Here is a 21650-nt window from a genome sequence, read left to right on the forward strand (position 1 = left end):
CCGCTCGTGGGGGTCGGTGGCGCCATCCCGCCAGCAGGGTCCTGGTGGCCTCCGTGGTGTCCCAGCTCGCGCTGGTCGTCTCGGGGCCCGTCGTGGTGCGGCTGCTCGGCGTCGAGGACCGGGGGCGTCTCGCGCTGGTCTTCGCCGTCGCGATGCTGGCCAGTCAGGTCGGGGTCCTCGGGGTGCCGGCAGCGGTCTCGTGGTTCGTGGCCTCGCGGCGGCTGGACGCGCCTGAGCTGCTTGCGCGGCTCCAGCCGAGGTTCGCGCGTCAGGTCGGCGTCGCAGCATCCCTGTCGGCGCTGGTGGTGGTGGGTCTCGACGCGAGCGGCCGCGCGCTCCCCACGCCCTGGCTGCTGGCGTTGGTCGTCGCCGTCGGCACTGCCGGGGCGATGGTCGCCCTGCTCGGGTTCGCTGCCCTGCAGGGTCAGCAGCGGTTCGCGGCCCTCGCCTGGCTCACCCCCGTCCCGGCTGTCACCTATGCGATCACGGCGGCGGTCCTGCTCGTCCTCGACACCGGCTCGGTCGCGCTGCTGCTGGCGGTCAACCTCGCCGGTTGGGTCGTGGTCGCCGCTGCGTCCTTGGTCGTCGTACGCCGAGGTGCCGCCCTCGACCCGCCAGCAGCCGCGTCCCCGGCGCTCGAGCAGGTGGCGACCTATGGCAGGCAGGCGATGGTCGCCACGGCGGCCCCGATCGACACGCTCGGCATCGAGCAGCTGCTGCTCGGCCTGATCGCAGGGTCCTATGTCCTCGGGCTCTTCACGGTCGGATGGGCCTTCGAGACCGGGCCGGTGCTCGTCCTGGTCGCGCTGGCGAGCTTCGTCGGGCCGCGGCTCGGTGTGCTGCGGGTCGACGCCCGGGCGGCCTTCGTGCGAACGTGGCTGCTGCGCGCCCTGGCGCTCGGAGTGGTCGCGTGCCTGGCGATCCAGGCCGTGCTCGAGCCGGTCCTGCGACTCGCCTTCGGGTCCGAGGCCCTGCCGGCCCTGCCGCTCGCCCGGGTGCTCGTGGTGGCAGGCGTGCTCCTCGGGCTGCGCCGGGTCGCGGCCGCCTGCCTGGTGGGGCTGGGTCAGGCGAAGGCGGCGACCAGGTGCGAGCTGCTCGGCTTCCTCACGATGGTCGTGGTCATGCTCTCCTTGCTGATCCCCGACGCCCCGCTGACGTGGGCGGGGTGGGCGCTGGCGCTCGGCGGGGCCGTCACCCTGCTCAGCCAGGTCCTCGTGCTGCGGAGGACACTGACGCAAGCAGCAGGCGAGTCGCGGTGACCGATCGCTCCCAGGTGAACCTCTCGGCATACGCCCGAGCCGCTTCGCGCTGCGCCTCGGAGGAGGCGAGGGCGTCGAGGGTGGCGCGAGCGAGCTCGCTCGCGGTGAAGGCCGTCATCGCGAAGGCGTGACCGCCGGCGACCTCGAGGCAGGCGGCATCGGGACCGATGACGACCGGGACGCCTCGCCGCATGCCCTCGACGATCGGCAGCCCGAAGCCCTCGAAGTCGGAGGGGAAGACGATCGCGCTCGCCCCGGCGAGCGCTGCTTCGAACTCCTCGTCGCTCAGGTAGGGCGCCGGCTCCACGTGGAGCAGCCGCCGGCGTCGCAGCTCGGCCTCGAGGCCCGGACGACGCTCGGGCGCGACGCCCAGGACCCGCAGCGGCGGAGCACCCGGGAGCATCGACCACGCGTCGAGGACGAGGTCGAGGTTCTTGTTGGAGTGGTGGGCGAAGGTCACGGCCGAACCGTGCGGGGCGACGTCGGACCAGCCGTCGGCGTGGTCGGCTCCGTGATGCACCACGCTCGCCCGCCTTGACGCCGTCGCCGGGTGGAGTCGGTGCAGGTCGTCGAGGGTGCGCTGCGAGATCGCCACGAAGCCGTCGGCGAGGCGATAGCTGCGTTCGTAGGCCAGCGCGCGGCTGAGCCGGCGCACGCGGCTGAACTGGGCCGGACGGAGCTCATGGCGCAGGTCGTGCACGACGACGACGAGCGGGACACCGGGGTGCAGGAGGGTCGTGGCGGGGTGGGCGGCGAGCACCGCGTCGGGTGACAGGTCGTCGACCAGGCGACTGACCAGCCGGGTCTGGGCGACTGGGCGGCGCAGCAGCGCCGGTGGCCGCGCCGGGACCGGATAGAGGTGCAGACCGTTCGGGTCGACACCCTCGATGCCGTTCGCGGGCGTGAGGACGTGCAGGTCGTCGTCAGTGGTCCGGCGCCAGGCGGAGATCAGGTGTCGGGCATAGGTGTGGATGCCCCCCAGCTCGGCCCCGGTCGCGTCGATGACCAGACGCATCAGCGCACGGCCGCGCTGCGTCGGGCGGAGGGGCGCTCGACGGCGAGATAGAGGGCGAGGCCGGCGGCCAGCGAGGCGACGGTGCCGAGCACCGCAACCGTGCCGATGGCCGGGCTGTCGGTCAGGTCCAACGGTCGCACCAGCGCCCGCCACACGAGCTCGAGGACGAGGCCGTGGACCAGATAGATGCTGTAGGACCGGGTGCCGACCCAGGCGAGGGGTCGCACGGTCAGCCAGCGCAGTGGCGCCGCGTGCGGGGCGCACAGGTCACCCCACAGCAACAGGCCCAGCACGAGCGGCGCGACCGCAGCGTCGAGGAGGTAGTAGCGGGCCTGGCTCTCGCCGAGGGTGCCGGCCGCGAACCCGACGACCCCGACGGCCAGCCCGACGGCCGCCAACGGCGCCAGGAGTCGGAGCACGACGACCGGCGTCGCGCTGGTGAGCTGTTGTCGGCGTACGCCCGAGAAGAAGGCGGCCATGAACGCGAAGACGAAGAACGGGGCCGGGTGCTGGGGGGCGAGCAGGACCACGGCGAGGGTGCCGAGGGCCGCGACGGCGAGCAACCAGCGGGGGCGCCACAGCAGGACGATCAGCGGTGCCAGGAAGTAGAGGTGGAACTCGACCGGGATCGTCCACAGCTGGTGGCTCAGCGGGACCTCGCCGGTGAAGTCGGTGATGAGCAGGAGGTCGGCTGCGACCCGCTCCCAGGTGAAGGGGAGACCGGAGTCCCAGTGGCTGCCGGAGGCGTTGCGGAGGCCGAGGAAGGCCATCGCCACCACCGTCAGGGCGACGGTCGCCCAGTACGGCGGGAGCAGGCGCCACGACCGGCGCACGAGGTAGCGCCGCAACCCCGGGCGCCAGTGCCGTCCGAGGAGATAGCCCGAGAGCACGATGAAGACCAGGACGCTCGCGCGCGCAGCGCCGCCGAGCGGGAGCACGAGCAGCCGCTGGGCGGCGGTCGGGTCGCTGGGGACGACCGTGAGCAGGGCGTGCCACCACACCACGCACAGGCAGGCGAGCGCCCGGATGCCGTCGGTCCACGGCAGCGGCGGGGGAATGGGTCGCCGGGTCGCCAACGGGTGTGTGCCGGGAGTCCGGCCGTCGGTGCTCGCCACGGCGTCACCCTCTCACTCCGCGTGCGCCGATGTGGGGGGTAGTTCAGGACAAGACGGTCGTTTTGACGGGCTCGTGGTGACCCACTTGTCCTGAACTATCGAGACTCACGTCACAGGGAAACCAATAAGTGGCAGAGTGACCTAACCCCCCACCCGTCGGTCACGGATGAGGGAGTGGACATGGGAGGGCTGGGACATGCGCGCGGACGTGCTGGTGGCAGGTGGTGGCGGCTTCATCGGCGGCCACCTGGTCGGTCGGTTGCTCGCTGAGGGCAGGAACGTCCGCAGCGTCGACGTCAAACCCGTCAGCGACTGGCATCAGGTGCACGCCGATGCCGACAACCAGGTGCAGGACCTTTCCCTGCTCGATGCTGCGATGTCGGCGACCGAGGGCGTCAGCGAGGTCTACATGCTCGCCGCCGACATGGGCGGGATGGGCTTCATCGAGAACAACAAGGCCGCGTGCATGCTGTCGGTGCTGACCAGCACCCACATGCTCACATCCGCCCAGGCCCAGGGTGTCGAGCGCTACTTCTACTCCTCGTCGGCGTGCGTCTATCCCGCCGGCCTGCAGGACACGGCCCAGGTGACGGCGCTCAAGGAGGCCGACGCCTATCCGGCCATGCCCGAGGACGGCTATGGCTGGGAGAAGCTCTTCTCCGAGCGGATGTGCCGCCACTTCCTCGAGGACTTCGGCCTGGAGACCCGCGTCGGGCGCTACCACAACGTCTACGGCCCCCACGGCACCTGGGAGGGTGGGCGCGAGAAGGCGCCGGCCGCGGTCTGCCGCAAGATCGCGCTGGCTGCCATCACGGGTCACCACGAGCTGGAGATCTGGGGCGACGGCGAGCAGACCCGCAGCTTCACCTACATCGACGACTGCCTGCAGGGCACCGACCTCGTGATGCGGGGGACGAGCCCCGACCCCGTCAACATCGGCAGCGCCGAGCTCGTCACCGTCAACCAGCTCGTCGACATCGTCGAGCAGATCGCCGGCATCACCTGCACGCGCAGCTATCGGCTCGACGCTCCCCTGGGCGTGCGCGGGCGCAACAGCGACAACACCCTGATCGAGGAGCGCTACGGCTGGGCTCCGTCCACCACGCTCCTGGACGGCCTCGAGACCACCTACGCCTGGGTGCACGACCAGCTGAAGCGATCGCTCGGCTGACGTGCGACTGCTGGTCTTCGACTTCAGCGGACACCCCTTCCAGGCACAGCTGAGTCGCGAGCTGTCCCGCCGGGGCCACGATGTCGTCCACTCCTGGTGCGGTGCCTATGTCAGCGGGCACGGCAACCTGGTCGCAGCACCGGGTGAGACCACCCGCTTCGAGCCGATCTCGGTTGGCCGGGGATCGCCAAGACGAGCTACGTACGCCGATCGCTGCAGGAGCTGCGGATCGGGCTCGACCTCCTGCAGCTCCTGCGTCGGGCCCGCCCGGACCTGGTGCTCGTGGCCAACACCCCGATCCCGATGCTGGTGATGCTGGCCGCCTTCTTGTTCCTGCGCCGGCGGCCGTTCGTGCTCTGGCACCAGGACGTCCAGGCGGTGGCGGTGGCTCGGCTGGCCGGGACCAAGCTCTCGCCGGTCTTCGGCGTGCTGGCCCGCGTCCTGGAGTGGGGGGAGCGGTGGGGATCGCGGCGCGCTGCGGCGATCGTCGCGATCACGCCGGCCTTCCGTGCTGTGCACGAGAAGTGGGGGACCGCGGCCAAGGTGCGGGTGATCCCCAACTGGGCGCCCCTGGACGAGATCACCCCACAGCCGCGCGCCAACGAGTGGGCCCGCTCGCACGACCTCGTCGGGGTGCAGACCCTGCTCTACAGCGGGACCCTGGGTCTCAAGCACGACCCCGAGCTGCTGGTCGAGCTGGCCCACGAGATCCGCGCCGCCGGGACGCCGGTCCGATTGGTCGTCGTCAACGAGGGCCCCGCCGAAGGGGTCGTACGTGCGGCGGCCCAGCGACTCGGCGTACCGCTCACGCTGCTTCCCTTCCAGGACTACGCCGACCTGCCCGACGTGCTCGGCACGGGCGACCTGCTCGTCGTGCTGCTGGAGCAGGATGCCGGCGAGTTCTCCGTGCCGTCCAAGACGCTGTCCTATCTCGCCGCCGGTCGGCCGGTGCTGGGGCTGATGCCGCCGGAGAACCTGGCCGCCGAGCTGGTGGCCGCCGCCGGTGGGTTCGTGGCGCCGCCGACGCGCTCCTCGCTGCCCGCCGCGGCTGGTTGGGCAGACGCCCTGCTGCGCAATCCCGACAGGCTCGCCCAGCTGGGGGCCGAGGCCCGCCAGCTCGCGGAGCGCGAGTTCTCCCTCGACGCCTGCGTTGACGTGTTCGAGGAGGTCCTCAGCCGCGCCCGGTCCGGCCGCGTGCGGTGATCCCGAACGTCGACGTCCACCCGAATCGCTCGCCGAGCCGCTGGAAAGCCCCGCCCTGCGTGGACCAGTAGATCCGCAGGTCGACGTCGGTGAAGTACTGCCGGAGCAGGGCGGCCAGCGCTTCCTGGTCCACCCCTTGTCGGACGGTGTGATATTCGACCATGTCGGAGTTCAGCGTCTCGTCCCAGACCCCGCGCACTCGCCGCCAGCGCGTGGCGATGCCGCGTCTGAGATTGCCCTGCGCGACCCGCCACAGGAGATAGGACGCACGCTCGGCGGCGTGGTGGCCGCGCGGCCGGGTGGGATAGAAGGTGGGATCCATCGTGCAATAGAACGAGCCGCCCTCGGGCATCGCCTCGACGAGACGGCCGACCTCGGTCAGGTAGTCAGGGATGTGGTGGAGCACGCCGATGAAGACCAACAGGTCGCAGCCTTGGGCCACCAGGTCCGGGGTCCGCGCGCCGTCAGGGTCGTGGACGACGCGGACGTCGTCGCGATCGCCATACGTCGAAGCCAGTACGCGTGCGCTGGGCTCGCTCATCTCGGTGACGGTCACGCTGGCGCCGGCGGCCAGCATGTGGGCCGTCATCGGTCCGTGCCCGGCGCCGACCTCCACGACCCGGCACTCGCCACGCTCGCTGACGATCGCGGCGACCAGGTCGCGCAGCTCGGCCTCGATCCGGCGGCCCAGTCCGGCGTGGGTCAGGTGCGGCGAGCCATAGGCGTAGTCGCGCCCCTCGCCATAGTCGGCCTCCTGGAGCTCGGCCATGCTGGGGAGTGCTCGTCGGTCACGCTCTCAGCCTATGTGCGCCCACGCCCGTCCCACATCATGGAACGGCCATCCACATCGCGAGACGATGGAATGCCCGGGGCGGCACCGCCCTTAGAGTCCACATCATGACCACGACCATGCTGACCAAGCGCCGCGCAGTGGACCACTGCCGCACGCGCTCGGCGCTGTGTCGAATGTCCTGACGAATCCGCCTGCTCGATCTCGGCCGACGTCCACCGTTCTACGTGGACCCCTCGTGAGCGCGGACCTTCTCGCATGCCCTGCGCTGCCCCGCCGAGCCCTTCTGCATCCACAGCTGTCCGACCAATCAAGGAGCACACCCGCATGAGCCGCGAAGACTCACTCGTTTCCGTCCAGTGGGTCGAGGACAACCTCGACACCGACGGCGTCGTCCTGATCGAGGTCGACGAAGACACCTCGGCCTACGACAAGGGCCACATCCGCAACGCGATCAAGCTCGACTGGACCACCGACCTGCAGGACCAGGTCCGCCGCGACTTCGTCAACAAGGCGCAGTTCGAGGCCCTCCTGTCCGAGCGTGGCGTCAGCAACGACGACAAGGTCGTGCTCTACGGCGGCAACAACAACTGGTTCGCCGCCTACGCGTACTGGTACTTCAAGCTCTACGGCCACCGCGACGTGGTGCTGATGGACGGCGGGCGCAAGAAGTGGGAGCTCGACTCCCGCGAGCTCACCGACGAGCTGCCGACCCGCGCGAGGACGAGCTACACCGCGACCGAGCAGGACCACTCGATCCGCGCCTTCCGCGACGACGCCGTGGCCGCGATCGGCGTGCAGAACCTGATCGACGTGCGCAGCCCCGACGAATACGCCGGGCGCCTCCTCGCCCCGGCCCACCTGCCGCAGGAGCAGTCGCAGCGCGCCGGCCACATCCCCACGTCGCTCAACGTGCCGTGGAGCAAGAACGCCAACGACGACGGCACCTTCAAGTCCGACGAGGACCTCAAGGCGCTGTATGCCGAGGTCGGCATCGACGAGTCCAAGGACACCATCGCCCTGTGCCGCATCGGTGAGCGCTCGTCGATCACCTGGTTCGTGCTCAAGGAGCTGCTGGGCCACGAGAACGTCAAGAACTACGACGGCTCCTGGACCGAGTACGGCTCGCTCGTGGGTGTCCCGATCGCGCTCGGCGACGAGCCCGGCTCTGCCGACGAGGCCCGCTGATGTGCGGCGCGACCGAGGGCGGTCTGTCGCTCGACGGCGTCAACGTCGCCAAGGAGGCCGTGATCCAGGGCCAGGTCCTGCGTGGCCAGGACCCCGTGGCAAACGCCTACGTCCGCCTGCTCGACCGGTCCGGTGAGTTCACCGCCGAGGTCCCCACCTCGGCCACCGGTCACTTCCGGTTCTTCGCCGGCGACGGCGAGTGGACCCTGCGCACCCTGGCGCCCAAGGCCGAGCCTGTCGACACCCGCGTGGTCGCGGCCGTCGGCTCGGTCGCCGAGGTCCAGGTCGCGGTCTGAGACCGATCGACATGATGCAGACCACGAGCGGCTTCCGGAATTCCGGGGGCCGCTCGCTGCGTTGGAGGCTGATGTGACCGGAATCTGGATCCTCGGCGCTGCCCTCGTGCTGGCGCTCGCCTTCGGGCTGTTTCGTCGCGCCACGGACGGAGGCTTTCGTGATTCCTCGGCGGTTGAGGAGGCGCCCCAGCGCCGTCACGAAACCCCGGATGAGCAGGGCATGGCTTGGCAACGCGTGAGCGATGCGCTTCCCGAGGAGTCGCTCGGTGAGCGGGCCACCCTCGTGCAGTTCTCGTCGGCCTTCTGCGCCCCCTGCCGCACGACCCGGGTGGTGCTCGACGACGTCGCGAGCCGCGAGGCGGGTGTGCACCACGTCGAGATCGACGCGGAGAAGCACCTCGATCTCGTCCGGATGCTCGACGTCCGCCGTACGCCCACGACCCTGATCCTCGACCACGTCGGCCGGGAGCTCACCCGCGCTGCTGGTGCGCCCCAGCGCGCGCAGGTCCTCGCCGCCCTACCGACCGGAGCCACCTCGTGATCGATCCCCGCGGACCTCGCTTCACCGCCGCCGTGACGCTGGTGCTGCTCGCGACCGCGCTGCTCGTGCCGACGCCGGTCGCGGTCGCCATCGTGGCGCTCCAGGCCGTCTTCTTCGCCATCGGTGCGGGCCTGGGCGTCCAGCGCACCCCGACCGCGCTGGTGTTCAAGAGCCTCGTCCGGCCGCGCCTGTCGCCGCCGGCTGAGCTCGAGGACCCCCGGCCGCCGCGCTTCGCCCAGGCCGTCGGGCTCGGGTTCACCCTCGTGGCGCTGGTCGCCTTCGCCGCGGGTGCGGTCGTGGTCGCGCAGGTCGCGATCGGTATGGCGGTCGCCGCCGCCCTGCTCAACGCGGTGTTCGGCTTCTGCCTGGGCTGCGAGCTCTATCTCCTGGGCATGCGGGTCCGTTCCGCCTGAGCGTCACGCGCCTGTGCATGCCGCCGCCGGCATTGGGCACCGAGCGTGCATGACGACAAGCGGAGAAGACATGAACCAGCAGGACGCACGGATCGAGGCGCTGCAGGGCGTGGTGGACCGGGTCACCTCGTGGCAGGAGTCGGCGACCGAGGGCACCATCCACGACGAGCTCGACCGCGGCCTGGCCGAGGCCGGCGTGACGCTGACGCCCGAGCAGCGCGACGACGTCGCGCAACGGATCTCCGACGGTCAGGACGTCGACGTACGAGCCCTGGCATCCGACAGCGAGGCGGGCGGCCCGGCCTGAGTCAGTGGTGATCGGGGACCCGGTAGCCGGTCCACTCCCGGCCGGTCCACAGCTCCAGCATCCCCATGGCGCGAGGTGACGGGTAGAGGCCGGGGGGCTCGTGACCTGCCTCGGGAACCGTCACGACGACGCCCTTCGCGCTCAACACCCAGGTGCCCCGGAAGTCCCACCGGGTGAAGCCGTCCTTGACGACGCCGTGGGGGCTGCTGCTCAGCCACCAGGTCCCGCGGGCTCGCGTGGTGGTGTAGCCCTGCTGGAGCTCGGAGAGGAGTGCGCGCTCGAACGACCGGATGGTGCGGCTGACCAGGACCATCGCGGCGGCGAGCGAGACCAGGACCCCGACGGCGCCCAGGATCGTCAGCCGCCCGCCCGTCGATCCGAGAAACCCGGCCGCAAAGCACACGGCGAGGCAGCCGCCGACCATCCCGCTTCCTTGGAGCAGGCGGCTCTTCGACGAGGGCGTGACCGAGAGGAACGGCGGCGTGTAGGAGACGTGGGGGGCCGCGCCGTTCTTGCGGGCGTGGCTGAAGCCGGGCACCTCATGAGGCGGCATCTGGGGCGCGCGGCGCAGCAGGCTGTGGTTGGTCATTCAGGCTCGACTCCGCTGGTCCGTCGCCGCGAGCGGCTGCGCTGGTAGGCCCCGAGAGGGTGCGAGCGTGACTCTAGGGGCCACGAAGGGGCTGCTGCAGGGGAGCGATCGGCCTGTGGGTGAATGGTGGCTGAGAGCTGTATCTACGTTGGCGTAGGTGGGGATTTCGTTCCCAGCATGTGCCGGGGATTGGTCGCCGGCTGTCGGTTTTGTGAAGATGCTGCGCATGCGCCGCTCTCAACGAACGACCATTGTCCGCCGCCTGACCACCCTGGCGACAGCCGCTGTCTGCATCACCGCGCTCGCCGCCTGCGCGGAGGACGCCAAGGGCAAGACCAGCTCGCTCACCCAGGCGGACTACGAGGACGGCGAGGGCATCAGCGCCACGGTTCTGCCTCAGCTGGCCGCTCCTGGTGATGACGTCCAGGCCTCCACCGATGCGGACTTCGTGGTGGACGCGACCGTCCAGGGTGCCGAGGCAGGACGCACGGTCGAGCTGCAGGTCGCCGAGGGCGACGAGTGGAGGGTCAAGGACTCGGCCGAGACCGACGCAGACGGAAGGGTGTCGCTGACGACCGGCGCGGCCGAGGAGTTCCGTGTGATCGCTCTGGGCGACAAGCCGGTCGGCATCAACCTCTCCACCGCCGAGGCCCCCGCCGAGATCTTCGTCGACGAGTTCGATGCCCAGGACCCGGCTGCGTGGGCGACCCGCGACCAGGGCTATGCCGGCGTGCGGATGTGTTCCAAGGCCTCCGACGACGCGGCGCAGTGGGTCGACGGGGTGGTGAGGCTGAGCGTCCTCGACGACCCCGACAAGGGCGACTGCACCTACAAGAAGGACAAGTTCGCCTACCGGCTCAACGGTCACATCGGCAGCACCTTCAACTTCACCTACGGCCACGCGGCCGCGCGGATCAAGTTCCAGGAGCTCCGCGGCCAGCACGGCGCTTTCTGGCTCCAGGGGCTCGGCACCGTGCCGGTCGGAGACCCGATGGACACCGGTGCGGAGATCGACGTGATCGAATATTTCGGCGACGACCACCCCGACGGCGGTCTGACCAGCTTCATCTACTGGCACCCCACGGCCAAGGGCAAGATGGCCGGCGGCTGGCTGAAGAAGCCCGAGCAGTATGGCGACGACTGGTCGAAGAAGTTCCACGTCTTCTCGGTCGAGTGGACCCCGGAGGAGTACGTCTTCCGGATCGACGGCCAGGTCACCAACACCATCACCGAGGGAATCTCGGGTCGCCCGGAGTTCCTCGTCCTGAGCCTGCTCAGCTCCGACTACGAGATCCAGCACCTCCAGGGCGACGAGAACCTGCCTCAGCACATGGACGTCGACTGGGTGAAGGTCTGGGCCCCGACTGAGGCGTGAGGCGACTCAGACCGCTGAGCTGTCCTTGGCCTGGGACTTGTCAGACCGCAGGCCCTTCCGCGTCGCCTCGCTGTTCTCGACATAGTCGTCGGGGGCGTAGCCGTAGCGGGCGTAGTTGCCCGAGCCCACGTTGCGCCGAGAGACCCGATTGAGGATCACGCCGAGCGGCCGCGCGTGCACGGCGCGGAGGTGCTCGAGCGCCGAGGAGAGCTCGGTGTCGAGCGTGCGTCCGGTCGACACAGCGACGATGGCGCCGTCGGCCTGATGGGCGACGATGGCCGCATCGGTGACCGGCAGCAGCGGGGGCGCGTCGATGATCACCATCCCCCTCGCAGCCAGCTCCCTGATCAGCTCGCCCATCGCCCGTGAGCCCAGGATCTCGCTGGGGTTGGGGGACGAGACCCGGACGTCAGGACCGTGAGCCCATCGATGGCGGGGTGGGGTTGGGTTGCTTCGCTGAGGGCCAGCCGATTGGTGAGCACGTCCGTCAGGCCCACGGCGTCGTCGACCTCCATGAGGCGAGCGATGTTGGGCCGGCGCAGGTCTGCATCCACCAAGGTCACCGGCTGACCGGACAGGGCGATGGCGCCAGCCAGGTTGGCGGCCAACGTGGACTTCCCGTCGCCCTGCTTGGGGCTGGTGACGACGATCGCCCGCGGCGGATTGTCCACGTCCATGTAGGAGAGGTTGGTCCGCAGTCGTCGGATGGCCTCGGCGGCCTGGCTGTGGACCCCGATCCCGGTTGACGTCACGAAGACGCCCGGGGCGTTGCCCAGGTCGGGCACGGCGCCGACGACGGCGGTGTCTGAGACTCGGTCGACGTCCTCGGAGGACCTGATGCGACGGTCGAGCATCGAACGCACCACGGCATAGCCCATGCCGAGCATGCCGCCGAGGAGTGCTCCGAGGAGCACGTTGCGCATGACGTTGGGAGACACGGGGCTGGTGGGCAGCTGCGCCGACTCCGACACATCGATCCGCATCCCGCCGCTGCGGCTGCCCCCCGACTCGATGTCCGAGACGCGCTCGGCCAGCGCAGAGACCCAGGCGTCGGCGAGCTCCTGGGCGCTCTGGGGGGTGGGGGCGCGGGCGGTGATCTGGATGATCACGGTGTCGGGCGTCTGCGCGGCGGTGATGTTGCCGACGAGGCTCTCAGGCGCGACGTCGAGGTCGAGGTCGTCGATCACGATCGAGGCCGTGTCGCGGTCCTTCGCCAGCACGACGTAGGACGCCGCGCGTGACTTGGACAACGTGTCATCGAGATTTGCCAGGCCGGCGTCGCCGCCGGCGCCTGAGGTCACGAAGCCCGACGAGCTCGCTGCATAGACCTTCGGCTGGAGCGAGCTCCAGCCGAACGCGGCGCCTGCGCCGAGCGTGACCAGCACCAGCACGGCCATCCAGTGGTTGCGCAGGATCCGCAGATAGTCGGCCAGTTCCATGGAGTCGTCCCTTGTCGAAATCGCCAGCTCTAGCAGGGCGACTGCCCGTGTCGAGTCTAGGCACGGGCTCGATTCCTGGGGGTGGAACGAGGAGAAGTCTACCGAAGTGGTTCAGATCTAAACAGTTCAGCCACAGGTCGCACAGGGCTCAAACACAGAGCGGTACCCGGGCGGCACGCCCCCGGAGACTTGCTGCAACGGGCGGATCAGAGCCTTCCTCGGGACTCAGCACCAACCTACGACGAAGGACTCATACACATGTCGAAGAACAACCTGATGCCCACTCGCAGGACCGTCGTGCGGACTGCGGTCTGGACGGCTCCGGCGGTCTCGCTCGCAGTGGCGTCGCCGGCGTTCGCGAACTCCAACCCCTCCCCGTCGGCCACCCTCGCGTCACCGACCGTCTCCAACGGCGTCTACACCGTGAGCCCAGTGCTCACAGCCGGGAGCGCTCCCCTCACGGTCCTCAGGGCGACCTTCACCGTGAGCTTCAACGGCACGCCGGGAGCCGGCAAGTTCCTGCCCACCGTCGCCGGCTCCGGATGGTCGGGCGGCGCCAACGGCAATGCCTCGAGCGGCATCTACACACCCAGCAATGGTTCGGTCGCGGCTTCCGGCACGATGACGATGCCGGCGATCGACATCGACTCCAAGGGCAACACCGTGTTCAACACGATCACCGTGGTCTTCGAATGGACCGATGGGACGGTGTCCGGCACCACCACGGCCAGCGTGACCTTCGTCCCCTAGACGCTCGGTCCGTTGCGCAGTCGTTCGAGCGCAGCGCGTCGCCACAGCGTCAGTACTTCCTTGGTACGGCGACCAAGCACGCGGGGGATCGCGACGCAGGCCGACCGTGTCGTGATGTCGGTGGTGGACGTCGGGGGAACAACCGACAACCACACTTGGCGTCGAAGGTCGCCCTCGCTTGCTCCTGCGCGACGAAGAGACCCAGCGGCCCGGAGTAGTCCAACTCCCGGGATGCGCGACGTCACGTCGATCTGAGCCGGCCGTGCTTGCCACACCAGTGCTGCGTCAGACGCGGTGGTGACCAATCGCTCGGCGTCGTGGACGACGGAGGGAACGCCGACCGGAACCCCGAACAGTCGCGCAGCCAATCCGAGGCTGAGGAGCTGGTCGTGGCGCAGCGGACGGTCTGCTGCCCGCCACGTCGCGTCGTCTTGCATGAGCAGCCAGACGTCGAGCAGCCCGCGTAGCCAGCGCCAGTGATCCTTGGCGCTGTGGGATGCAGAGTGCGCCAAAGCGTCGTACGGCGACAGAGTGGGGATGTCCTTGTCGTGGATGCGGACCCGTTGATGTCGCTCCCACAGCTCATCGAAGGACGGGAACGCGGCCCTGACCGGGCCGACGTGCCAGTGCAGGTCGATCATGTGGCCACGTCGTGCAAGGGACAGCTCGTAGTACGTGCGGACGAAGTAAGACCACGCCCACGAGTCGCTAGGGCGGGGAAAGCCGCCGGTGGCCTTCCAGCCGAGGGACTGCAATATGTCGTAGGCGCGTTCTAGCTCGGAGGGAGACACAAGAAGGTCGTGGTCACCAGTTCCACGCGCGGCCACGTCCCCGTGAGCTTGGACCGCGAGGGCTAGGCCCTTGAATGCCAGGACGCGAACTCCTGCGCGTTCCAAGGCATCGACGAGCTCGGCCAGTTCCGCGCCCATCACGGCAACGGTGGCGGCTTCTTGCGCCGTGATGGCGCCTAGTCGCGCGCGCTCATGGGCGGGGAGAAGCAAGCGATCGAGACCATTTGTCAGGGTCGGCACCACCCGATGACGCTCGGCGGCCGAGACAAGCTGCGAGCCGGTGACGCCCCGTGGCAGCTGCCATCGCTTGGTGTCGTGTGACAGGAGGTGTCGCAGCGCACCACGCAGAGCCTCCACGCTGTCTGGGGTGAATGGCTGGGGTTGGGCCGCGGAGTCCACCCGAAGCACTTCATGAGCGACTAGCTCGAGGACATGCTCGTGTGTCACGTCAGTGGCGTCGAGCGGAGGCTCGGGATCGCCGTAGGTGTCCACGACTTTTCGGGTGATCTCCGTCAGGGAGACCGATCCGATGGCTGGAGTGGCTTCGAGGATGGCGGTGGCGATCTCAGAGAGGACGATCACCTGGTCTCGGACGAAGACGGCGGATCGGCCCTCCTCGATGTAGACGTCCTGCAGGGAGCCGCGATAGACCATCATCGGGGAGATCGTTCCAGCAGCGCCTGGATGACAGGAGCAAGGGTGGCCGCCTCGGAGTAGGTCACGTGTCGCACTCCGCCAGCATGTCGGATCAGGGTCACAAGTCGTTGCAGCGGACGGTCGAGTCGACTGAGCGAGGATGCCTCAGGAGCAAGCGCTGCAAGTGCGTCCACCGTCTCCAACTCGAGGACCAGTGGTTCGCCCTCATGCGCGGGGCGTCGCTCGATGACGAGCAGCGCAACAAGGTGGCAGTTCTGAACAGAGGTGACCAGGCCGAGGTCGCTCGGGGATCGTTGAGCCTTGAGGTGGCCGGACTCGATGATCGAGAGTGGCTTGCGGTACGGCAACACCGCGCCGTCGAAGGTGAGGCCGGCAGTCTCGTCCGTGAGGTAGGCAAGGTGTCGGCCCAGCACGGTCGAGGCCGTGGTCTTGCCGGTTCCCGACGGTGCCACCAGCACCGCGGTGGCCCCGGTGACAGGGTCGGCGAGTGCCGCGGCATGCAGCATCACCAAGTCGCCGGCTCGCGCCGCTATGGCACGCTGCGTGACGACCGGCGACAAGTGGTGGAGCAGCTCGTCGATGCTGTTGCCGTGGACGTCGCCGGCTGCCCCGAGCCGGACCTCGATCTTGAGCGGGGTCGCATCGCGCCCTTCACCGGGGGCAACAGGCAGTCCGCCCAGGCACGTTCGACGGCCGAGGCGATCTGTGGCTCGACCTCCAACGCGATGTCGACACCAAGAGCTCGGACCGTCAGACGCGTCACTCCAAGTCTCAGCACGCGCCAACCCTAGGTGAGCGCGACATCACAGGATCTATGTCCGCATTTTGTCGGCATCCGCCACCGGTTCAGGCGGTCCGTGAAACACTCGAACGAGAATTCGCAGCCGCTGCGGCGGTCATCGAACTGTCCTAGGGGGAGTCATGTCACGCGAAGCGGTCGAACGCGGGCTGCGCTCTCGACGCACCCCGGTGCTGATGGGCTTCGACGGTGCAGTGATTGCCTTCTCCTATGTCATGGCCACGATCTTGCGCGATGAGAGTCTCCTCACCACGGACTTCCCCGACCTCGCTCTCGTCGGCATCTCAGCAGTCTTGCTGCACTGGGTCTTGGCCATCGGTTTCCGTGTTTATCAGGGGCGCGTCGCGGTGGCCTCGGTCGAGGAGACGATCTTCCTCGGCTTGGTAACGGTGGCCGGCGGCGTGGTTGTTGGGGGCGTCAACATGGCGGTCCCGGCGCACCCGGTCCCCCGCAGCCTCCCCTTCACCGCGACCTTCTTGGCCCTCTTCATCATCATCGTCGGACGGGCGCTGTGGCGTTATCAGTCCGACCACGCCTTCTCGGGCGGGCATCTGGCTCATCCGCCAACGCTGGTGATCGGTGCTGGGTGGAGCGGTCGTCGCCTGACGCAGTCGATGCTGGAATCTCAGTCACCGATGCGACCGGTGGGTTTCCTGGACGACGACCCGTGGAAGCGCCGTCGCCGTCACTTCGGCATCCCGGTCCTCGGCACCGTCGACGACCTCGCGGCGGCGACGGCTAGAACCGACGCGCAGGTGGTGGTCATCGCCATACCGAGCGCGTCGGCTGACCTCGTCCGTCGGGTGTCGGAGGCGGCGAAGGTGCTTGGACTCGCGGTCAAGGTGCTGCCGCCCGTGCACGAGACGTTTTCCTCCAATGCCGACGTCCGCGATGTCCGCGACCTTGACATGCGTGACCTCCTCGGACGCAAGATGGTCGAGACAGACATTGAGTCGATCGCCGGCTATCTCACCGGCAAGCGGGTTCTCGTCACCGGCGCCGGAGGCTCGATCGGCTCGGAATTGTGCCGACAGATCGACCGGTGGGGTCCGTCGGAGCTGATCATGCTCGATCGGGACGAGTCGGCCCTCCACTCGGTGCAGCTCCTTCTCAGGGGGCAGGCGATGCTCGACGGGACCGATGTCGTCCTCAACGACATCCGCGACGAAGCTGCCCTGCGTCGCATCTTTCAGGCCCGCCGGCCTGAGGTGGTCTTCCACGCGGCGGCGCTGAAGCATCTGCCGATGCTCGAGCAGTATCCGCATGAGGCGATGAAGACCAACGTTCTCGGCACCGCCAACGTCCTCACGGCCGCTGCTGAGGTCGGCGTCGAGCGCTTCGTCAACATTTCCACCGACAAGGCCGCCGACCCGAGCAGCGTCCTCGGCTACTCCAAACGCGTCGCCGAACGACTCACCGCCGAGGTCGCCCGGCGGGCAACGGGCTCCTACTTCAGCGTGCGCTTCGGCAACGTGCTCGGGAGTCGCGGCTCTGTGCTCACTGCCTTCACGTCCCAGATCGCCAACGGTGGCCCGGTGACGGTGACGCATCCCGAGGTGACGCGCTACTTCATGACCGTGGAAGAGGCTGTTCAGCTCGTCATCCAGGCCGGCGCCATCGGCACCGAAGGCGAGGCCTACATCCTGGATATGGGCGAGCCCGTCCTGATCGAGGACGTCGCTCGGCAGTTGATCGAGCAGTCAGGCAAGAACATCCAGATCGTCTACACCGGTCTGCGCGACGGAGAGAAGCTGCACGAGCAGCTCTTCGGCAAGGCCGAGCCGGACGTCCGCTCATCCCACCCGCTGCTGTCACACGCGCCCGTGCCACCGCTGCCGCTCGACCAGGTGCGACGCTGTTATGACGACGTGCCCTACCTCGGCCTCCTCAGCCTGTACGAGGAGTGGGTGCGGATCGAGCCCGAGTCCGAACCTCGTCTCAGCGTGGTGCAGGGCTGACGTGAGCTTCGACATCCTCCTGTCGCCGCCGGACGTCGGCGAGCTCGAGCAGGAATACGTCCTCGCTTCGATGCGATCCGGTTGGGTCGCACCTGCCGGACCAGACCTGAACGCGTTCGAGGTCGAAATGGCCGAGCGTCTGGGGGTCGCCCATGCCGTGGGCCTGTCCTCGGGCACAGCGGCACTCCACTTGGCGTTGATCTCCTGGGGTGTTGGCCCGGGCGACGTGGTGCCGGTCTCGACGTTTACGTTCGCAGCGACCGTCAATGCCATCCGCTATGTCGGCGCTGAACCGTTCTACATCGACGCCGACCCCGAGTCAGGCAACATGAGCCCCGACCTGCTCGCCCGGGGACTCGACCAGCTCCGCGCCGAGGGCAGTCGGGTGTCAGCGGTCATCCCGGTCGACCTCTTCGGCAAGTGCGTCGACTACGACGCCATCGCCTCCCTCACGACCGGTGCCGGGGCTCGGTTGCTCGCTGACTCCGCGGAGTCTCTGGGCGCGACATACCGCGGGCGAGCGGCGGGATCCTTTGGCGCGGCATCGGTCCTGTCGTTCAACGGCAACAAGATCATGACCACGTCCGGGGGCGGCATGCTGCTGACCGACGACGAGCGTCTCGCCTCCCACGTGCGCAAGCTTTCGACGCAGGCGCGCGAGCCGGTCCCGCACTACGAGCACACAGAGGTCGGCTACAACTATCGGCTCTCCAATATCCTTGCGGCACTCGGGCGGGCGCAGCTGGTTCGCCTGGACGACATGCTGAAGCGCCGCCGCAACTGGCGCGACCGCTATCACGCGCTCTTCGCCGACCAGCCTGGCGTGCGAGTCCTCGGCGGCCAGGACGACACCGGTGACAACTGTTGGCTGACCCCCATCGTCGTCGACCCGGATCAGTCAGCGTGGACCACGCAGGATCTAGGGGGTGCCATGACGGCAGCCAGGATCGAGACCAGGCCGGTGTGGAAGCCGATGCACCTGCAGCCGGTGTCGAAGGGCTGGAGAGGGATCATCGACGGCAGCTCGGAACGTGTCTTCGACAACGGCCTCACGCTCCCCGCCGGCTCGGTCCTGACTGAGGAGCAGTTCGGTCGTGTCGAGGACGTCATCCGCGGGGTGATCGGCACGTGAAGCCCTACGACGTGGCCAAACGACTGATCGACGTGTTCGTAGCAGCGGTAGGCCTGGCTCTTTCCGCGCCGTTCCAGCTGGTCATCGCTGCCCTGGTGCGACAGAACCTGGGTTCGCCGGTCCTGTTCCGCCAGGACCGTCCGGGCCGGGGCGGCCAGGTGTTCGAGCTGGTGAAGTTCCGCACCATGCTCGAGCCCGACGAGTCGCGTGGTCTCGTGACCGACGAACAGCGTCTGACGCCCTTCGGTGCCTTCCTGCGCTCGACCAGCCTCGATGAGCTTCCGACTTTATGGAACGTGGTGCGGGGCGACATGAGCCTGGTCGGCCCGCGACCGCTGCTGGTGCGCTATCTCGACCGCTACACCCCGGAGCAGGCACGTCGACATGAGGTCCGACCAGGCATCACCGGTCTCGCGCAGGTCAGTGGCCGCAATGCCCTGACCTGGGACGCCAAGTTCGCCAAGGACGTGGAGTATGCCGACCGACGAAGCCTCCTGCTGGACGTGACGATCTTGTTCCGCACTGTCGCCCAGGTGCTCAAGCGAGACGGGATCAATGCGGACGAAGATGTCACGATGCCGGAATTTTTCGGAGTCGGTGAGAACTCACCGTGAGAGTTGCCTCGCAACCGCTGCGGGTCTTGTTCGTGTGCCAGTGGTATGCCCCAGAACCGGTCACCCAGCCTGGGTGGATCGTCGATGGACTACGAGACGCCGGCCTAGACGTATCCGTCCTGACAGCGCAGCCGAACTACCCAAGCGGTCGGGTTCGCCCGGGCTATAAAGCCTGGGCGCTGCGCCAGGACGCCGTCGACAAGGTGCCCGTCCTGAGGACGCCTGTATATCCCAGCCACGATCGAAGCGCGTTGGGCCGAATCGTGAACTACCTGTCATGGGCTCTCTCGAGTTCTCTTTTCGGCTGGAGAGCCCAGCGTGAAGCGGATGTCGTCCTCGTTTACTCGTCTCCTGCGACGGCAGCCCTCGCTCCCCTGATGTGGCGACGGATGGCAGGACTGCCCTACGTTCTGCAGATACAGGACCTATGGCCCGACTCAGTGTTCGCATCGGGATTCTTGCCCGGTCGTGCCGGTCGCTTGGTGCGAAGTCTGCTCGAGTCCATGGTGCAGGCCTTTTATCGCCAAGCTTCCGGCATCGTCGTGATCTCTCCGGGCATGAAGGACCTGCTGGTGGAACGCGGTGTTGAGGCCGAGAAAATTAGTCTCGTGTACAACTGGCTTCCCCCCGAGACAATGAGTGAAGACATTCCCACGGGAGCGGAGGCAGATCTTCGAGCGATGCTAGGTCTGCCAGCGGAAGCCTTCGTGGTGATGTACGCCGGTAACCACGGCGACGCGCAGGGCCTTGATGCGGTCGTAAGAGCTATGGCCGATGTCCGGCTCAATGCCCCGGGTCGCCCCGTGCACCTCGTGCTCGTGGGTGATGGAGTCGCGAAGCAGGGGCTCATGAGTTTGGCAGAGTCGATGGCGCCCGCGCGCGTCCACTTTCTCGGTTTCATGACCAGAGACGATCTCTCACCGTTGACGCGCCAGGCGAATGCCCAACTCGTCTCCCTTATCAAGAACCCTCTCTTCGAGGTCACCATGCCGAGCAAGATCCAGTCGGTTCTCTCGGCGGCACAGCCCGTTCTTGCATGCGCTGCGGGAGATCTAGCGCGTGTGGTCCGGGAGTCGGGTGCGGGTGTGGTTGCACCACCGGGAGATACGGCGAAGATCGCCGACGCACTCGTCCAGATGGTCGGCCTTTCTAGTGCAGAGCTGACGGCCATGGGAGAGCGAGGCAGGCACTACTACGAGGGCGTGATGAAGCAGGCAGTAGGTGTTGATCGGCTGGCACACGCGCTGAGCGCAGCTTCTGAGGACCGCCGTGCGTGACCCCGTCAACTTCCTGGTGACGAGCGCTGGCCGTCGAGGTGAACTCGTCAAGATCCTGCGAGAAGTGGTCGAACTCAATGGCCAGGGCGGAGGCGTGTTCACTGTCGACAGGTCGGCGCTCACTGCCGCTGGTTGGCTGTCTGACGGCCTCGACCTCGTGCCGCCCATCGCAGATCAAGGGTACGTCGACGCGCTGCTCCAGGTCTGCGAGCGTCGCCAGATCACGGACCTGATCCCTACGATCGACACCGAACTCCCAGTTCTTTCCGAGCACCGGCAACGCTTCGCCGAACTCGGCACCACCGTGTGGGTGTCCGACCAGTCGACCATCCGGACCGCGCAGGACAAGCGGCTCACCAACGAATGGCTAGGCAAGCACGATCTGCCGCGAGTTCAGCAATGGGACCTCGCCGAGCTCGATCGGGGAGGGGACTTCAGATTCCCCCTTATCGCCAAGCCTGCCCGCGGATCGTCGTCGATCGGATTGCGCCGGATCACGAGCCTCGAGGAACTCACGGGTGTCGACGAGAGCCTTGACTACGTCATCGAGGAGGTTGCCAGCGGTGAGGAATACACCGTGGACCTCTTGGTGGACAGGCACGGTCGATGCAGGAGTGCCGTTCCACGGCGACGCCTCGAGACGCGGGCGGGAGAGGTGTCCAAAGGACTGACGGTCCGCGATTCCGGTCTGGTTGACTTGGCCACCAGGGTGTCCAACGCTTTGCCTGGGGCATTTGGAGTGCTGAATGTCCAGATCTTCCTCGCCGACGATGGAGACATGCGCGTCATCGAGGTGAACGCCCGGTTCGGAGGAGGCTATCCGTTGTCGTGGGCTGCGGGGGCGCAGTTTCCTCTCTGGCTGGTTCAGGAACGCTCGGGGCGGACTCCCACGGCCAGTCTTGAGTGGATGGATCAGTACCTGATGTTGCGCTATGACACTGCGGTGTTCATGCGGGGACTTCCGTAATGTC

Annotated in this window: 24 protein-coding genes; 16 read left to right on the forward strand and 8 right to left on the reverse strand. The window is 68.1% G+C overall.

The features are described from left to right. Positions 1-44: 44 nt before the first annotated feature. Complete coding sequence (locus tag G7071_RS07010; protein WP_166316633.1) at positions 45-1259, forward strand: lipopolysaccharide biosynthesis protein; 1215 nt, start codon at positions 45-47, stop codon at positions 1257-1259. On the opposite strand, the gene G7071_RS07015 is transcribed toward G7071_RS07010, so the two are convergent. Further along, positions 1201-2274, reverse strand: a complete 1074-nt coding sequence (locus tag G7071_RS07015; protein WP_166316635.1) for a glycosyltransferase family 4 protein — start codon at positions 2272-2274, stop codon at positions 1201-1203. The genes G7071_RS07010 and G7071_RS07015 overlap by 59 nt on opposite strands. Beyond that, positions 2274-3389, reverse strand: coding sequence for an acyltransferase family protein (locus G7071_RS07020; RefSeq protein WP_166316637.1), 1116 nt, complete (start codon positions 3387-3389; stop codon positions 2274-2276). Before G7071_RS07020 ends, G7071_RS07015 begins: the two co-directional genes overlap by 1 nt. Before the next feature lie 196 nt (positions 3390-3585). Here G7071_RS07020 and G7071_RS07025 point away from each other — a divergent pair, with 196 nt between their 5' ends. Then, positions 3586-4560, forward strand: coding sequence for an NAD-dependent epimerase/dehydratase family protein (locus G7071_RS07025; protein WP_166316639.1), 975 nt, complete (start codon positions 3586-3588; stop codon positions 4558-4560). 252 nt (positions 4561-4812) lie between these two features. Next, the gene (locus G7071_RS07030; protein ID WP_246210622.1) at positions 4813-5763 is read left to right on the forward strand and encodes a glycosyltransferase family 4 protein; all 951 of its coding nucleotides are present in this window, start codon (positions 4813-4815) and stop codon (positions 5761-5763) included. On the opposite strand, the gene G7071_RS07035 is transcribed toward G7071_RS07030, so the two are convergent. Then, positions 5732-6532 (reverse strand): class I SAM-dependent methyltransferase, encoded by an 801-nt coding sequence (locus tag G7071_RS07035; RefSeq protein WP_166316641.1) that lies wholly within the window; start codon positions 6530-6532, stop codon positions 5732-5734. The genes G7071_RS07030 and G7071_RS07035 overlap by 32 nt on opposite strands. Positions 6533-6880: 348 nt before the next feature. On the opposite strand from G7071_RS07035, the gene G7071_RS07040 reads away from it, so the two are divergent. The 5 genes from G7071_RS07040 to G7071_RS07060 all read left to right on the forward strand — a co-directional run bounded on the left by G7071_RS07040 (position 6881) and on the right by G7071_RS07060 (position 9298). Continuing rightward, positions 6881-7741, forward strand: coding sequence for a sulfurtransferase (locus tag G7071_RS07040; protein WP_166316643.1), 861 nt, complete (start codon positions 6881-6883; stop codon positions 7739-7741). After that, positions 7741-8037 carry a DUF1416 domain-containing protein gene (locus tag G7071_RS07045; RefSeq protein WP_166316645.1) on the forward strand — a complete coding sequence of 99 codons (297 nt, stop codon included), beginning with the start codon at positions 7741-7743 and terminating at the stop codon, positions 8035-8037. Before G7071_RS07040 ends, G7071_RS07045 begins: the two co-directional genes overlap by 1 nt. 220 nt (positions 8038-8257) lie before the next feature. Then, the gene (locus G7071_RS07050; RefSeq protein ID WP_206062937.1) at positions 8258-8578 is read left to right on the forward strand and encodes a thioredoxin family protein; all 321 of its coding nucleotides are present in this window, start codon (positions 8258-8260) and stop codon (positions 8576-8578) included. Continuing rightward, positions 8575-8991, forward strand: coding sequence for a DUF4395 domain-containing protein (locus G7071_RS07055; RefSeq protein WP_166316649.1), 417 nt, complete (start codon positions 8575-8577; stop codon positions 8989-8991). The genes G7071_RS07050 and G7071_RS07055 overlap by 4 nt, the downstream gene beginning before the upstream one ends. Before the next feature lie 49 nt (positions 8992-9040). Continuing rightward, on the forward strand, positions 9041-9298 hold the full coding sequence (locus G7071_RS07060) for a hypothetical protein (protein ID WP_166316651.1): 258 nt from the start codon (positions 9041-9043) through the stop codon (positions 9296-9298). Between the two features lies 1 nt (position 9299). Here the strand turns inward: G7071_RS07060 and G7071_RS07065 are convergent, their stop codons facing one another. Next, positions 9300-9887: a hypothetical protein gene (locus G7071_RS07065; protein ID WP_166316653.1), complete on the reverse strand. Its 588-nt coding sequence runs from the start codon at positions 9885-9887 to the stop codon at positions 9300-9302. 226 nt (positions 9888-10113) lie between these two features. On the opposite strand from G7071_RS07065, the gene G7071_RS07070 reads away from it, so the two are divergent. After that, complete coding sequence (locus G7071_RS07070; RefSeq protein ID WP_166316655.1) at positions 10114-11262, forward strand: glycoside hydrolase family 16 protein; 1149 nt, start codon at positions 10114-10116, stop codon at positions 11260-11262. Positions 11263-11268: 6 nt separating this feature from the next. Here G7071_RS07070 and G7071_RS07075 read toward each other — a convergent pair whose 3' ends face one another. Further along, a complete protein-coding gene (locus tag G7071_RS07075) occupies positions 11269-11622 on the reverse strand; it encodes a CpsD/CapB family tyrosine-protein kinase (protein WP_166316657.1) in 354 nt (117 codons plus the stop codon). Then, a complete protein-coding gene (locus G7071_RS07080; RefSeq protein ID WP_166316659.1) occupies positions 11610-12701 on the reverse strand; it encodes a YveK family protein in 1092 nt (363 codons plus the stop codon). The genes G7071_RS07075 and G7071_RS07080 overlap by 13 nt, the downstream gene beginning before the upstream one ends. Positions 12702-12959: 258 nt before the next feature. On the opposite strand from G7071_RS07080, the gene G7071_RS07085 reads away from it, so the two are divergent. Next, the gene (locus G7071_RS07085; protein ID WP_166316661.1) at positions 12960-13451 is read left to right on the forward strand and encodes a hypothetical protein; all 492 of its coding nucleotides are present in this window, start codon (positions 12960-12962) and stop codon (positions 13449-13451) included. Here G7071_RS07085 and G7071_RS07090 read toward each other — a convergent pair. Continuing rightward, positions 13448-14899: a nucleotidyltransferase domain-containing protein gene (locus G7071_RS07090; RefSeq protein WP_166316664.1), complete on the reverse strand. Its 1452-nt coding sequence runs from the start codon at positions 14897-14899 to the stop codon at positions 13448-13450. The two genes, G7071_RS07085 and G7071_RS07090, sit on opposite strands and share 4 nt — an antisense overlap. Next, on the reverse strand, positions 14896-15408 hold the full coding sequence (locus G7071_RS07095) for a hypothetical protein (protein ID WP_166316667.1): 513 nt from the start codon (positions 15406-15408) through the stop codon (positions 14896-14898). The genes G7071_RS07090 and G7071_RS07095 overlap by 4 nt, the downstream gene beginning before the upstream one ends. On the opposite strand from G7071_RS07095, the gene G7071_RS07100 reads away from it, so the two are divergent. The 6 genes from G7071_RS07100 to G7071_RS07125 all read left to right on the forward strand — a co-directional run bounded on the left by G7071_RS07100 (position 15397) and on the right by G7071_RS07125 (position 21646). Next, on the forward strand, positions 15397-15690 hold the full coding sequence (locus G7071_RS07100; RefSeq protein WP_166316670.1) for a hypothetical protein: 294 nt from the start codon (positions 15397-15399) through the stop codon (positions 15688-15690). The two genes, G7071_RS07095 and G7071_RS07100, sit on opposite strands and share 12 nt — an antisense overlap. A 130-nt stretch (positions 15691-15820) precedes the next feature. After that, positions 15821-17656, forward strand: a complete 1836-nt coding sequence (locus tag G7071_RS07105; protein ID WP_246210558.1) for a polysaccharide biosynthesis protein — start codon at positions 15821-15823, stop codon at positions 17654-17656. Between the two features lies 1 nt (position 17657). Beyond that, complete coding sequence (locus G7071_RS07110; protein WP_246210559.1) at positions 17658-18788, forward strand: DegT/DnrJ/EryC1/StrS family aminotransferase; 1131 nt, start codon at positions 17658-17660, stop codon at positions 18786-18788. Continuing rightward, positions 18785-19402, forward strand: coding sequence for a sugar transferase (locus G7071_RS07115; protein ID WP_166316675.1), 618 nt, complete (start codon positions 18785-18787; stop codon positions 19400-19402). Before G7071_RS07110 ends, G7071_RS07115 begins: the two co-directional genes overlap by 4 nt. A 32-nt stretch (positions 19403-19434) precedes the next feature. Beyond that, positions 19435-20679: a glycosyltransferase family 4 protein gene (locus tag G7071_RS07120; protein WP_246210623.1), complete on the forward strand. Its 1245-nt coding sequence runs from the start codon at positions 19435-19437 to the stop codon at positions 20677-20679. Next, a complete protein-coding gene (locus tag G7071_RS07125) occupies positions 20672-21646 on the forward strand; it encodes an ATP-grasp domain-containing protein (protein WP_166316681.1) in 975 nt (324 codons plus the stop codon). Before G7071_RS07120 ends, G7071_RS07125 begins: the two co-directional genes overlap by 8 nt. The last annotated feature ends 4 nt before the right edge of the window (positions 21647-21650 follow it).

This window comes from Nocardioides piscis (assembly GCF_011300215.1).
Lineage (GTDB): Bacteria > Actinomycetota > Actinomycetes > Propionibacteriales > Nocardioidaceae > Nocardioides > Nocardioides piscis.